Here is a 14,815-nt window from a genome sequence, read left to right on the forward strand (position 1 = left end):
GTGATAGACTATGCGTATAGCTTTGAGTGTGGTTCCTCTTTACTCGACCAACGCTCAAAGCTAGTCGTCCTGTTATAGAGACAGGCGAGTGAGAATTAAAAAGCCTACGCCTTAAATAGCGTGGGCTTTTTAGCTATCATGTTAGCTTGCTTTCATGTACACCTTTTACACAACTTACTCTTACAAACTAAGTAAGCGCGAAAGCTTTGTCTTTTCCTTGCTACTTAGTTTATCAGTATAAGGTCGAGGAGATGGACAAAGGAATTCCCTTTTCCTCTAAAGAACTCCCTGTACAAAAAAGAAAGTATTATTATAAAGGTACAAAAAAATAATAACATAAATTAAATTTGTAATAAACCTTTTTTAAGTCATAAATTATAATAGGTAATCGAGTGTTTAAATAATGTAAAATAACTGTATTGATAATATACGTCCCATATACCTATTTTACTCTTAAGAAACTTAAGAAAAGTATACCTTAGTAAACAGTGTTCAAATAATGTATAATAACTTCATTGATAATATACGTCCCATATAGTCTATTCTTCCCCTTCTTTGCTTAAGAAGAGTATGGTTGTAGTGAGTGCCATAAATTAGCGTTATTATCTTATGAAGTATCAGTTATAGAAAATATTTAGTTAGTGTTATTTAAAATAAATGAGGTGAGAGTGGTGTCATATATTGAGAATCCAGGAAGCAATTATGATGAACTTATTTGGTATTTAACGACTAATTATGATGAGGTGGAGGGGGAGGATTTTTATCGATATATTTTTCCTAATAATCAAAAAACTGGAGAATATAATACTGATAAGAATCATTGGAAAGCAAATGCTGTTTATTTGTATCACGATGAAGATAATTCTGAAAAAACTTATCGAAGAAGAATTATGTTAGATGATACTTGGGAAGAAGATTTTGAAAATTATATTTATGATAATCATCATACTTTGTGTAGTGGCTTGTCTTATCGTGGAAAAGCTAATACTTTATTGAATGCTAGAGAGCTAAATGCAATTATTATTGATTTAGATAGTGTTAGTTTAAATGAATTAAAAAATCTAATTGACAGTTTTGATAATACTCCAGGCTATTTTGGAGCTATTCCTCGTCCAACTTTTCTTGTAACTAGTGGTACCGGGATACATATTTACTATGTACTTGATCAACCAGTCGATCTATTTCCTTATTTGAAACAGCAATTTAAGGAGTTGAAGTATGGTTTAACTTATAAAGCTTGGAATCCAACGATTACTTCAAAAGATGAGGTAGTTCAATATCAATCAATTGCTCAAGGCTTTCGAATGGTTGGATCAATTAATCCGAAGTATGGTGAAAATTTACATGTAAGAGCTTTTCAAGTAGGCGATAGGGTGTCTGTTGATTATTTAAATTCTTATGTAAAGGAAGAGCAAAGAGTTGATTTGGATAAGCTTTTTACACCAAGTAAAATGACTTTAGAAGAAGCACGATTACAATATCCGGATTGGTTTGAACGGAGGATTTTAAAAGGAGAAAATTTGCCAAAACGTTGGCAAATCAATCGAGCTGTTTATGATTGGTGGAAGAAACAATCTTTAGATATTGTGGGTGGACATCGATACTGGTATTTATATTTATTAGGAGTTTATGCGGTAAAATGTGGTATTAGTAAAGAAGAATTTTCGGAAGATTGTTGGGGAAAATATCCTGAATTAAAGCGAAAGCCTAATGGAACAGATATTTTTAAACCAGAAGATGTTGAAAGTGCAATCGAATCTTATGATCCATGTAATTTTATGTATTCAATTATTGAAATTGAACGTAAAAGTGGTTTACGAATTGAACGTAATCGTAGAAATTATCGAAAACAGAAAGAACATATTAAATTTATGAATGCTGTTCGAGATAATGTTTCTTATCCTGAAGGTGGATGGCAAAATAAGCAAGGAGCACCAACAAAGGAAAAAGAAGTTCGCGTTTTTATTAAAGAAGCTTCAAAAAAAAATAGTGTGAGTGAAATTGCTAAAGATTTAGGAGTGACTCGAGCCACTGTTTATAAGTATATAAATTCGGAAGAAGTAAAAAATGATCGAGGGTCGAATAAAGAAGATTTGGTGATTAGTTATATTAAAAAATATCCTAAAAAAAATGTAAGCGAAATTGCTAAACAATTAGGTATAAGTCGTACTACGGTATATAAATATAAAAAGAAATATGGTTTATAGAACAACTTTATAGGTATACTTAAGTATACCTATTGTTTTTAATATATGACTGATATACTGATATACTAAGGTTATTAGTATATTATTTTGTAAAATAGGTATACCTAAGTCTACTTGTTGTTCAAATATATTTTTTATATATTAAGGCCTTAGAATAAAAGAAGTAAACTAAGTCTACCTAAGTCTATCTAAATCTACATATACATAAATCTCTGATTTGTTTATATGCTAAAATATTTAGATTTACCAGGAGGAAGTATGTCAGGTAAAGTAGTTAGCTTTAAAATCAACGAAGAAAAGTATGCGATATTAAAAAAGGAAGCTGACGAAAAGGGGTTGTCGGTTGGCCAATATGTACGTCAAAAAATATTGGAAGAAGAAAAAGACGATGATGAAAGAGAATTTACGAACTTAGAGTTTAATTTAAAAAATGAGGAGATAACTCAAAAACTTATACAAGCTAAAGATGAGCAAATTTCTAGTTTAAATAAACAAGTCGATACTTTACAGGATCAGTTGAGTTCAGCTATGAAATCAGTGACTAAATTAGCGGATCAGCAACAACAGCTGACGTTAAGTTTACAAGAATCACTTTTTAAGATTGAGAAAGAGCCATTAAAGGATGATTATATGGCTGAAACTTCTGAAAATGCCTCAGAAAGCTCCTCAGTAAAGACTGAAAATGAAACTAAGAGCTTTTGGAGTCGTTTTTGGAGAAAATAATTTCGTGTAATTAAAGCTAGAAGGAGTTCTGTAGATATCTTGAAGTGTATTAACAAAGAGAAAAAGAATTTGGGCTAGAAGTAACTGACTTTGAAAGCAATATCAAAAAAATGTAGGCGAATATTTTTGAAGAACTATTTCAACAAGAATAAAAAAATTGTCGATGTTTTTTTGCCGGTCTTACAAAAAATATTTACAAGATTGGAAAAAAATCTTGATAGAAAAACTTATCGTGAAGAATTTTTTCAAGGAAAAGAAGACGAGAAATTTTTTTCTCATGAATTAGATATGAATCAATATTTTGAACAAATTAAATATGTTTATCGAAATAATTTGAAATAATAAATTTGAGAAAGAAAATAAGGAACGGGTAAAATGAAATCTTGTTAGGGAAATCCCTGAACCCAAGTCGAAAAATAATGAGTTTAAATAAAATTTTCAGAACTCATTTGCCGTTATTATTAAGTCATAAATCATGTAGTTGTGGAATAAAGAAAAGATTGAAATTTGTAAAAAATTGACTAAATATGCTTTAAAAAACTGTACTACTTTTTAAAGCATATTGTCCTACAAATAAAAATTTAGCTATTAAAACATTGTTATATCAGCATTTTGAAGTTGCCAAAAGTAGGACAAAATTTTGAAATTGCTATCACTTGTCATACTTCTGAAATCGACAAAAATATAAGGAAATTGCCTAAAATTTACTGAATAATCTGTATGTATTTAATACAGAAAACGTATCTGTTTAGTACTTAATTTGTATGTAATAAGCGCGTATAAATTTATGTATAGTATTGTTATATCAAGCTTTCTGTGTATGTATAAAGACTGTATATTTTTGAAAAATCGCTATCACTTGTCTGTATAAATTATGTAAAAAAGAATCCCTTTGGCTCAGCCAAAGTAAGCAAAATCTAGGTGCTTTAGTACCAGCTTTTGCTATCAAGGATTCCTTATGCTCTTTCAATATTTCAAGCAACTTCCTAACTAAATTTCTTTTTCGCTATGAAATTTATAACAATATTGACTTAGTAAAAAAGATTTTCTAATAAAAAAGCACGGAAATTTTCCGTACTTCTGTAAAGTATTCCTATATTTCGAACTTAGTTTCGCTATAGGAGAAAAAAACCGATGAATGAGAGCACCAGTGACTCTATGTAGAAAAAAGATTTTTATAAGACACTAAAACCATTGTAGCATATTTTATCTTGAATTATCATGTTATACTAATCAAGTCGTCTCTGACGCAAATTTATTTGCGAAAGGGGTGATTCACATGATCTACTTCTTTGAGCTCTTACTTGCCGTTACGGCAAATGTAATAAGCTACTACATTTGCAAATGGCTAGACGGCGAGGACAAATAGACGACTAGCCTTGAGCGTTGGTCACGCAAAAAAAGCCCCACGTTGGTTCAGAACGTGGGGCTTTTTGGTGATCACATGATCTACCTCTTTGTAGTTTTAGTATACCATAATTCAGTTATTTATTGCATGGTTTGGATTAGAAAAGCACGCAAAAAACGCCACGTTGGTTCAGAACGTGGCGTTTTGGTGTTCTCTTAAAAAATATTATAACACAACCCCAATTTAGTTATTACCTTGAAAAAAAGCACGGAGAAATTCCGTGCCTATATCCTCATACGGTCTCTATGTCTTTGTTGGCATGAGGAAGAGAGATTGGGCTGATCGGTAGGGAGTGCCCAATCAATCTAAGAGAAAGTAGTAAAAAACTACTAACTCTAATTATAAGCAAATGGTTACCAGAAATGGAAGATTTTTTGAAAACACAAATAAATTTTAGCGAAAAAATTATTCTAATTGAGTAAGGACTCAGTTTTAGCTATAAAACAAAACAACGTCGAGAAAAGACGTTGTTTTGTAGGATTGTTTATGTTAAGTAAAAACATTATACCCCGTTGCAGATTCAAAAACAAATCTTTAGAGTTTGGATGAGTCGGGAGTACAGTCAATATATATATTTAAATCTTGTTAGAGAAATTCTCTAACACATGGTCAAATGAACTTATTTTTTATTCATAAAGACTTTTCGCTGTCAAAAATTTAAAAGAAATAAGGATCAAAGAATTTTCTGTCTTAAAAATAATTTTTAGCAAAGTATTTCAAGAAGACCAAAATTTTTATCTAAAAGAAAGTTTCGGAATATATAAAAGCGTTAAAAGAAAAATAAAGGCATGGAAAATTTCTAAAGACGCAACAATAAAAATCGTTACATGAAGTTCAACAAGAGATGAATCAAATAAAAAAGAAAATGAAGAATTAAAAATACGACAAAAGAAATTGCAGATCTCTTAGGAATTAATCGAGAAAAATATCTTGCCTAAACTAAAAAAGACTGGTAATAAAAAATAAAAAAATTAAAAGGTAAAGAAGAAAAACGGAAGTAAAAAATAAAATAATTTCTCTAGAACTGACACGCAATATTTTTTGAAAATGAGTATTATCAAAATATTATTTTAGATTTCGCCTTTTATAATTTAGAAGACTATCGAGAAAGTGAAAAATAAATAGAGAAACTCTATGAAAAAATAATCTACGTTTTATAAAGAGCTTATGGAGTTAGAAAATCAAGTAAGAGATTTTGCTGAAGGAAATTATTATTATGATTAGAAAGTTTAGTAAAAGGAATACAAGCGATTAAAATGCATATAATTATGGTTTTGGAAGCCACTTGTATATATCTATATATACAAGAATAAAAGCGCTTAAATCGCAAAAATACCACGATATAAGTCATTTTAAGAGCGCTTACTAAGAAAATCTTTATAATATAATAAGTGTGCGGAGTGTAAGAAGTTCGTTTAATATAGCAAACGCCTCTTTCCGGGATAGTAGCCACGTTAGGCAGTAGAACACGAAAAGGGAGAAAATTATGGTATACTCTTTGTAGTAATTTTTAATTACTTTCTCTAAAGACTGAGTCTTCCCGACAATGAGACTAGTCTCTCCTTTTTATCTCAAAGGGGAGGAAAAGCACGGAAATTTTCCGTGCTTTTCTGTTTCGGAACATAATAAAAAAAGAACTTTGTTATAGTAATTTTGAAGAGAGCTATTCGTGAGAAAACTAAAGTCCTATGTTGGTTTCAAACGTGGACTTTTTTACATTTAGCTAACCTTCTTGGAAACTAGGTACACATATTTTATCGAATTAGTTTATTTTTTTCGTAAAACGTCGATCTACCTTTATATTTCCCGATTTGAGAAAGATAATTTAAAATGTCACCATTCCACTTTTTTCTTTTAATAGTGAATAATCAAAATTTCTCATCCCATAACCTCTCCTTTATCCCTTAATTATGTAATTTTTAGGCGATAAATCAATTGTTGTACGATTATTAACTTGTTGTAAGAACAAGTTAATATAATAATAGTATGAGGGATAATAAGTTTGTCTAACCAATTCGTTCCAAAATATCGTAACAGGTTGAGGCTAGCAATTTGTTATAATAAATGAATAGAAGAGCTCTTATATGGGCAACGCAAAAAGGAATGGATGATTAGTCCATTCCTTTTTATCCAAAAAGAAGAATAATAAAAAGCACGGGAGAGCTATATTTTAACTTTTGCGCCGAATGTTAAAGTCCTTGCTTTGGAGTATCAGCGCATAAGAGGCAACTATAGCTTTCCCGCGTTTCTATATAGGATATATATTTGTCCCGCTAATAAGGGAGAAAGCTGGTGTATAGAACACCAGCAGAATGGAGCTAAAATAGTATTTTTATAAAATACTAAGTTAATTATACTATAACATAGTTTATTTAGTTATCGTATATAGTAAAACTTCCCGTACGCTAAGAAACATCTATATTTTGATTTTCGATGCTCAAATAATTTTGTAGAAGTTTACTTCCAGAAAAAAACACCCCTTAATTATAAGGGATGTTTTGAGGAAGATTTTATGAAAGGTTAAAAAATGATAATGATGTCTGCTGTAATATCAAATTATTTATCCCCATTACAGGCGGAATGCCTGTGACACCTATATTTCATAAAAGGAGTTTTAACCATTCAAATCTTATCAAGCTAATGCTTGCTATAAACCTCATAATGTCATCCTAGCAAATATATCTATTAAAATCTATAAATTATGAATAATATTAGAGAAATAAAAAAATTATTCATCTAAGATATTTTACTAATAAGAAAATTCTAAAAAATATAGGTGAGCGGACTTCATATAATTTATTGTTTAGTGTCTAGAGTATTTCATAAATAAAAAAGCACGGAAACTCCGCGCTCTTATCTCCATACAGAGTAAAAAAGTCCTTGTATAGTATGAGGAGTAATGACTGGGCTGGTCGGTAGGTAAGACCCAGTCTAAAAGAAAGTAGTATTATATAAATACTACATGTAGGGTAGCATAAACAAATTCTATAAGAAAGCGTTTTTTTTTTTAAAATATACAATTTTAGCAAAAGCAATTAGCTAAATATATTATAAAAAATAAGAAATATAATAGACTATGCGTATAGCTTTGAGTGTGGTTCCTCTTTACTCGACCAACGCTCAAAGCTAGTCGTCCTGTTATAGAGACAGGCGAGTGAGAATTAAAAAGCCTACGCCTTAAATAGCGTGGGCTTTTTAGCTATCATGTTAGCTTGCTTTCATGTACACCTTTTACACAACTTACTCTTACAAACTAAGTAAGCGCGAAAGCTTTGTCTTTTCCTTGCTACTTAGTTTATCAGTATAAGGTCGAGGAGATGGACAAAGGAATTCCCTTTTCCTCTAAAGAACTCCCTGTACAAAAAAGAAAGTATTATTATAAAGGTACAAAAAAATAATAACATAAATTAAATTTGTAATAAACCTTTTTTAAGTCATAAATTATAATAGGTAATCGAGTGTTTAAATAATGTAAAATAACTGTATTGATAATATACGTCCCATATACCTATTTTACTCTTAAGAAACTTAAGAAAAGTATACCTTAGTAAACAGTGTTCAAATAATGTATAATAACTTCATTGATAATATACGTCCCATATAGTCTATTCTTCCCCTTCTTTGCTTAAGAAGAGTATGGTTGTAGTGAGTGCCATAAATTAGCGTTATTATCTTATGAAGTATCAGTTATAGAAAATATTTAGTTAGTGTTATTTAAAATAAATGAGGTGAGAGTGGTGTCATATATTGAGAATCCAGGAAGCAATTATGATGAACTTATTTGGTATTTAACGACTAATTATGATGAGGTGGAGGGGGAGGATTTTTATCGATATATTTTTCCTAATAATCAAAAAACTGGAGAATATAATACTGATAAGAATCATTGGAAAGCAAATGCTGTTTATTTGTATCACGATGAAGATAATTCTGAAAAAACTTATCGAAGAAGAATTATGTTAGATGATACTTGGGAAGAAGATTTTGAAAATTATATTTATGATAATCATCATACTTTGTGTAGTGGCTTGTCTTATCGTGGAAAAGCTAATACTTTATTGAATGCTAGAGAGCTAAATGCAATTATTATTGATTTAGATAGTGTTAGTTTAAATGAATTAAAAAATCTAATTGACAGTTTTGATAATACTCCAGGCTATTTTGGAGCTATTCCTCGTCCAACTTTTCTTGTAACTAGTGGTACCGGGATACATATTTACTATGTACTTGATCAACCAGTCGATCTATTTCCTTATTTGAAACAGCAATTTAAGGAGTTGAAGTATGGTTTAACTTATAAAGCTTGGAATCCAACGATTACTTCAAAAGATGAGGTAGTTCAATATCAATCAATTGCTCAAGGCTTTCGAATGGTTGGATCAATTAATCCGAAGTATGGTGAAAATTTACATGTAAGAGCTTTTCAAGTAGGCGATAGGGTGTCTGTTGATTATTTAAATTCTTATGTAAAGGAAGAGCAAAGAGTTGATTTGGATAAGCTTTTTACACCAAGTAAAATGACTTTAGAAGAAGCACGATTACAATATCCGGATTGGTTTGAACGGAGGATTTTAAAAGGAGAAAATTTGCCAAAACGTTGGCAAATCAATCGAGCTGTTTATGATTGGTGGAAGAAACAATCTTTAGATATTGTGGGTGGACATCGATACTGGTATTTATATTTATTAGGAGTTTATGCGGTAAAATGTGGTATTAGTAAAGAAGAATTTTCGGAAGATTGTTGGGGAAAATATCCTGAATTAAAGCGAAAGCCTAATGGAACAGATATTTTTAAACCAGAAGATGTTGAAAGTGCAATCGAATCTTATGATCCATGTAATTTTATGTATTCAATTATTGAAATTGAACGTAAAAGTGGTTTACGAATTGAACGTAATCGTAGAAATTATCGAAAACAGAAAGAACATATTAAATTTATGAATGCTGTTCGAGATAATGTTTCTTATCCTGAAGGTGGATGGCAAAATAAGCAAGGAGCACCAACAAAGGAAAAAGAAGTTCGCGTTTTTATTAAAGAAGCTTCAAAAAAAAATAGTGTGAGTGAAATTGCTAAAGATTTAGGAGTGACTCGAGCCACTGTTTATAAGTATATAAATTCGGAAGAAGTAAAAAATGATCGAGGGTCGAATAAAGAAGATTTGGTGATTAGTTATATTAAAAAATATCCTAAAAAAAATGTAAGCGAAATTGCTAAACAATTAGGTATAAGTCGTACTACGGTATATAAATATAAAAAGAAATATGGTTTATAGAACAACTTTATAGGTATACTTAAGTATACCTATTGTTTTTAATATATGACTGATATACTGATATACTAAGGTTATTAGTATATTATTTTGTAAAATAGGTATACCTAAGTCTACTTGTTGTTCAAATATATTTTTTATATATTAAGGCCTTAGAATAAAAGAAGTAAACTAAGTCTACCTAAGTCTATCTAAATCTACATATACATAAATCTCTGATTTGTTTATATGCTAAAATATTTAGATTTACCAGGAGGAAGTATGTCAGGTAAAGTAGTTAGCTTTAAAATCAACGAAGAAAAGTATGCGATATTAAAAAAGGAAGCTGACGAAAAGGGGTTGTCGGTTGGCCAATATGTACGTCAAAAAATATTGGAAGAAGAAAAAGACGATGATGAAAGAGAATTTACGAACTTAGAGTTTAATTTAAAAAATGAGGAGATAACTCAAAAACTTATACAAGCTAAAGATGAGCAAATTTCTAGTTTAAATAAACAAGTCGATACTTTACAGGATCAGTTGAGTTCAGCTATGAAATCAGTGACTAAATTAGCGGATCAGCAACAACAGCTGACGTTAAGTTTACAAGAATCACTTTTTAAGATTGAGAAAGAGCCATTAAAGGATGATTATATGGCTGAAACTTCTGAAAATGCCTCAGAAAGCTCCTCAGTAAAGACTGAAAATGAAACTAAGAGCTTTTGGAGTCGTTTTTGGAGAAAATAATTTCGTGTAATTAAAGCTAGAAGGAGTTCTGTAGATATCTTGAAGTGTATTAACAAAGAGAAAAAGAATTTGGGCTAGAAGTAACTGACTTTGAAAGCAATATCAAAAAAATGTAGGCGAATATTTTTGAAGAACTATTTCAACAAGAATAAAAAAATTGTCGATGTTTTTTTGCCGGTCTTACAAAAAATATTTACAAGATTGGAAAAAAATCTTGATAGAAAAACTTATCGTGAAGAATTTTTTCAAGGAAAAGAAGACGAGAAATTTTTTTCTCATGAATTAGATATGAATCAATATTTTGAACAAATTAAATATGTTTATCGAAATAATTTGAAATAATAAATTTGAGAAAGAAAATAAGGAACGGGTAAAATGAAATCTTGTTAGGGAAATCCCTGAACCCAAGTCGAAAAATAATGAGTTTAAATAAAATTTTCAGAACTCATTTGCCGTTATTATTAAGTCATAAATCATGTAGTTGTGGAATAAAGAAAAGATTGAAATTTGTAAAAAATTGACTAAATATGCTTTAAAAAACTGTACTACTTTTTAAAGCATATTGTCCTACAAATAAAAATTTAGCTATTAAAACATTGTTATATCAGCATTTTGAAGTTGCCAAAAGTAGGACAAAATTTTGAAATTGCTATCACTTGTCATACTTCTGAAATCGACAAAAATATAAGGAAATTGCCTAAAATTTACTGAATAATCTGTATGTATTTAATACAGAAAACGTATCTGTTTAGTACTTAATTTGTATGTAATAAGCGCGTATAAATTTATGTATAGTATTGTTATATCAAGCTTTCTGTGTATGTATAAAGACTGTATATTTTTGAAAAATCGCTATCACTTGTCTGTATAAATTATGTAAAAAAGAATCCCTTTGGCTCAGCCAAAGTAAGCAAAATCTAGGTGCTTTAGTACCAGCTTTTGCTATCAAGGATTCCTTATGCTCTTTCAATATTTCAAGCAACTTCCTAACTAAATTTCTTTTTCGCTATGAAATTTATAACAATATTGACTTAGTAAAAAAGATTTTCTAATAAAAAAGCACGGAAATTTTCCGTACTTCTGTAAAGTATTCCTATATTTCGAACTTAGTTTCGCTATAGGAGAAAAAAACCGATGAATGAGAGCACCAGTGACTCTATGTAGAAAAAAGATTTTTATAAGACACTAAAACCATTGTAGCATATTTTATCTTGAATTATCATGTTATACTAATCAAGTCGTCTCTGACGCAAATTTATTTGCGAAAGGGGTGATTCACATGATCTACTTCTTTGAGCTCTTACTTGCCGTTACGGCAAATGTAATAAGCTACTACATTTGCAAATGGCTAGACGGCGAGGACAAATAGACGACTAGCCTTGAGCGTTGGTCACGCAAAAAAAGCCCCACGTTGGTTCAGAACGTGGGGCTTTTTGGTGATCACATGATCTACCTCTTTGTAGTTTTAGTATACCATAATTCAGTTATTTATTGCATGGTTTGGATTAGAAAAGCACGCAAAAAACGCCACGTTGGTTCAGAACGTGGCGTTTTGGTGTTCTCTTAAAAAATATTATAACACAACCCCAATTTAGTTATTACCTTGAAAAAAAGCACGGAGAAATTCCGTGCCTATATCCTCATACGGTCTCTATGTCTTTGTTGGCATGAGGAAGAGAGATTGGGCTGATCGGTAGGGAGTGCCCAATCAATCTAAGAGAAAGTAGTAAAAAACTACTAACTCTAATTATAAGCAAATGGTTACCAGAAATGGAAGATTTTTTGAAAACACAAATAAATTTTAGCGAAAAAATTATTCTAATTGAGTAAGGACTCAGTTTTAGCTATAAAACAAAACAACGTCGAGAAAAGACGTTGTTTTGTAGGATTGTTTATGTTAAGTAAAAACATTATACCCCGTTGCAGATTCAAAAACAAATCTTTAGAGTTTGGATGAGTCGGGAGTACAGTCAATATATATATTTAAATCTTGTTAGAGAAATTCTCTAACACATGGTCAAATGAACTTATTTTTTATTCATAAAGACTTTTCGCTGTCAAAAATTTAAAAGAAATAAGGATCAAAGAATTTTCTGTCTTAAAAATAATTTTTAGCAAAGTATTTCAAGAAGACCAAAATTTTTATCTAAAAGAAAGTTTCGGAATATATAAAAGCGTTAAAAGAAAAATAAAGGCATGGAAAATTTCTAAAGACGCAACAATAAAAATCGTTACATGAAGTTCAACAAGAGATGAATCAAATAAAAAAGAAAATGAAGAATTAAAAATACGACAAAAGAAATTGCAGATCTCTTAGGAATTAATCGAGAAAAATATCTTGCCTAAACTAAAAAAGACTGGTAATAAAAAATAAAAAAATTAAAAGGTAAAGAAGAAAAACGGAAGTAAAAAATAAAATAATTTCTCTAGAACTGACACGCAATATTTTTTGAAAATGAGTATTATCAAAATATTATTTTAGATTTCGCCTTTTATAATTTAGAAGACTATCGAGAAAGTGAAAAATAAATAGAGAAACTCTATGAAAAAATAATCTACGTTTTATAAAGAGCTTATGGAGTTAGAAAATCAAGTAAGAGATTTTGCTGAAGGAAATTATTATTATGATTAGAAAGTTTAGTAAAAGGAATACAAGCGATTAAAATGCATATAATTATGGTTTTGGAAGCCACTTGTATATATCTATATATACAAGAATAAAAGCGCTTAAATCGCAAAAATACCACGATATAAGTCATTTTAAGAGCGCTTACTAAGAAAATCTTTATAATATAATAAGTGTGCGGAGTGTAAGAAGTTCGTTTAATATAGCAAACGCCTCTTTCCGGGATAGTAGCCACGTTAGGCAGTAGAACACGAAAAGGGAGAAAATTATGGTATACTCTTTGTAGTAATTTTTAATTACTTTCTCTAAAGACTGAGTCTTCCCGACAATGAGACTAGTCTCTCCTTTTTATCTCAAAGGGGAGGAAAAGCACGGAAATTTTCCGTGCTTTTCTGTTTCGGAACATAATAAAAAAAGAACTTTGTTATAGTAATTTTGAAGAGAGCTATTCGTGAGAAAACTAAAGTCCTATGTTGGTTTCAAACGTGGACTTTTTTACATTTAGCTAACCTTCTTGGAAACTAGGTACACATATTTTATCGAATTAGTTTATTTTTTTCGTAAAACGTCGATCTACCTTTATATTTCCCGATTTGAGAAAGATAATTTAAAATGTCACCATTCCACTTTTTTCTTTTAATAGTGAATAATCAAAATTTCTCATCCCATAACCTCTCCTTTATCCCTTAATTATGTAATTTTTAGGCGATAAATCAATTGTTGTACGATTATTAACTTGTTGTAAGAACAAGTTAATATAATAATAGTATGAGGGATAATAAGTTTGTCTAACCAATTCGTTCCAAAATATCGTAACAGGTTGAGGCTAGCAATTTGTTATAATAAATGAATAGAAGAGCTCTTATATGGGCAACGCAAAAAGGAATGGATGATTAGTCCATTCCTTTTTATCCAAAAAGAAGAATAATAAAAAGCACGGGAGAGCTATATTTTAACTTTTGCGCCGAATGTTAAAGTCCTTGCTTTGGAGTATCAGCGCATAAGAGGCAACTATAGCTTTCCCGCGTTTCTATATAGGATATATATTTGTCCCGCTAATAAGGGAGAAAGCTGGTGTATAGAACACCAGCAGAATGGAGCTAAAATAGTATTTTTATAAAATACTAAGTTAATTATACTATAACATAGTTTATTTAGTTATCGTATATAGTAAAACTTCCCGTACGCTAAGAAACATCTATATTTTGATTTTCGATGCTCAAATAATTTTGTAGAAGTTTACTTCCAGAAAAAAACACCCCTTAATTATAAGGGATGTTTTGAGGAAGATTTTATGAAAGGTTAAAAAATGATAATGATGTCTGCTGTAATATCAAATTATTTATCCCCATTACAGGCGGAATGCCTGTGACACCTATATTTCATAAAAGGAGTTTTAACCATTCAAATCTTATCAAGCTAATGCTTGCTATAAACCTCATAATGTCATCCTAGCAAATATATCTATTAAAATCTATAAATTATGAATAATATTAGAGAAATAAAAAAATTATTCATCTAAGATATTTTACTAATAAGAAAATTCTAAAAAATATAGGTGAGCGGACTTCATATAATTTATTGTTTAGTGTCTAGAGTATTTCATAAATAAAAAAGCACGGAAACTCCGCGCTCTTATCTCCATACAGAGTAAAAAAGTCCTTGTATAGTATGAGGAGTAATGACTGGGCTGGTCGGTAGGTAAGACCCAGTCTAAAAGAAAGTAGTATTATATAAATACTACATGTAGGGTAGCATAAACAAATTCTATAAGAAAGCGTTTTTTTTTTTAAAATATACAATTTTAGCAAAAGCAATTAGCTAAATATATTATAAAAAATAAGAAATATAATAG

At 30.1% G+C, this 14,815-nt stretch carries 6 protein-coding genes; all 6 read left to right on the forward strand.

What is annotated here, in order from left to right; genetic code table 11:
• Window positions 1-641: 641 nt before the first annotated feature.
• The 6 genes from RQ893_RS04780 to RQ893_RS04805 all read left to right on the forward strand — a co-directional run bounded on the left by RQ893_RS04780 (window position 642) and on the right by RQ893_RS04805 (window position 10,676).
• Window positions 642-2,207: a helix-turn-helix domain-containing protein gene (locus tag RQ893_RS04780; RefSeq protein ID WP_311481913.1), complete on the forward strand. Its 1,566-nt coding sequence runs from the start codon at window positions 642-644 to the stop codon at window positions 2,205-2,207.
• Between the two features lie 258 nt (window positions 2,208-2,465).
• Complete coding sequence (locus RQ893_RS04785; protein ID WP_101560579.1) at window positions 2,466-2,930, forward strand: hypothetical protein; 465 nt, start codon at window positions 2,466-2,468, stop codon at window positions 2,928-2,930.
• Window positions 2,931-3,056: 126 nt separating this feature from the next.
• Window positions 3,057-3,272, forward strand: a complete 216-nt coding sequence (locus RQ893_RS04790; RefSeq protein WP_070558003.1) for a hypothetical protein — start codon at window positions 3,057-3,059, stop codon at window positions 3,270-3,272.
• A 4,773-nt stretch (window positions 3,273-8,045) separates the two neighbouring features.
• Window positions 8,046-9,611, forward strand: coding sequence for a helix-turn-helix domain-containing protein (locus tag RQ893_RS04795; protein ID WP_311481913.1), 1,566 nt, complete (start codon window positions 8,046-8,048; stop codon window positions 9,609-9,611).
• Between the two features lie 258 nt (window positions 9,612-9,869).
• Window positions 9,870-10,334, forward strand: coding sequence for a hypothetical protein (locus RQ893_RS04800; protein WP_101560579.1), 465 nt, complete (start codon window positions 9,870-9,872; stop codon window positions 10,332-10,334).
• A 126-nt stretch (window positions 10,335-10,460) separates the two neighbouring features.
• On the forward strand, window positions 10,461-10,676 hold the full coding sequence (locus tag RQ893_RS04805; protein ID WP_070558003.1) for a hypothetical protein: 216 nt from the start codon (window positions 10,461-10,463) through the stop codon (window positions 10,674-10,676).
• Window positions 10,677-14,815 lie beyond the last annotated feature (4,139 nt).

The organism is uncultured Anaerococcus sp. (assembly GCF_963510915.1).
In the GTDB taxonomy this organism is placed as follows: domain Bacteria; phylum Bacillota; class Clostridia; order Tissierellales; family Peptoniphilaceae; genus Anaerococcus.